We start from the raw sequence: 478 nt of genomic DNA, 5'->3' as shown, positions 1-478 counted from the left end.
CTTTACCATCATGGGAGGTCTGTTCGTCGCCACCTTCCTGACCCTGCTGTTCCTGCCGGCGCTCTACGCGCTGTGGTTCCGCAAGCACCTCGACGAGCGCGGCTCCGAAGCCGTGGTGGCAGAGGGGCCAAGTCCAGGCCAGGCAGGAGAGATGGAGCGGCAGCCTGCGCTGTCGGTGGCGGCAGAGTAAGCCGCTGCCGGGGCGCTATCCTCGTGCGCGCTCAGCTGAGCCGACGCCACCCATTCGTTGACGAATGATGAATTTTATCATACGTTTAGCTCATGGATGCTGACGCTGCCCTCGCCTCGGCTGAGCCGGACACCCGCGGCCGTATCGTCGCAACGGCCGAGCGGCTGTTCCGGCAGATCGGCTATCAGAAAACCACCGTGGCCGATATCGCCAAGGCGCTCCGGATGAGCCCGGCCAACGTGTACCGCTTTTTCGACTCCAAGAAGGCGATCAACGAGGTGGTCGCCG

The 478-nt window shown here is 63.8% G+C and carries 2 protein-coding genes; both read left to right on the top strand.

Translation table 11 applies throughout. The features are described 5' to 3' along the window. The coding region (locus C7G61_RS43355; RefSeq protein ID WP_145963866.1) for an efflux RND transporter permease subunit at positions 1-190 on the top strand (190 nt) is incomplete at its 5' end. A 92-nt stretch (positions 191-282) separates the two neighbouring features. Continuing rightward, a partial coding sequence (locus C7G61_RS43350; protein ID WP_145963865.1) for a helix-turn-helix domain-containing protein occupies positions 283-478 on the top strand: 196 nt, incomplete at its 3' end.

The sequence above is a fragment of the Bradyrhizobium algeriense genome, assembly GCF_003062295.1.
GTDB classification, from domain to species: Bacteria; Pseudomonadota; Alphaproteobacteria; order Rhizobiales; family Xanthobacteraceae; genus Bradyrhizobium; species Bradyrhizobium algeriense.
The sequence above is the reverse complement of the archived record's forward strand: the minus strand, read 5'-3'. Positions and strand labels throughout refer to the sequence as shown.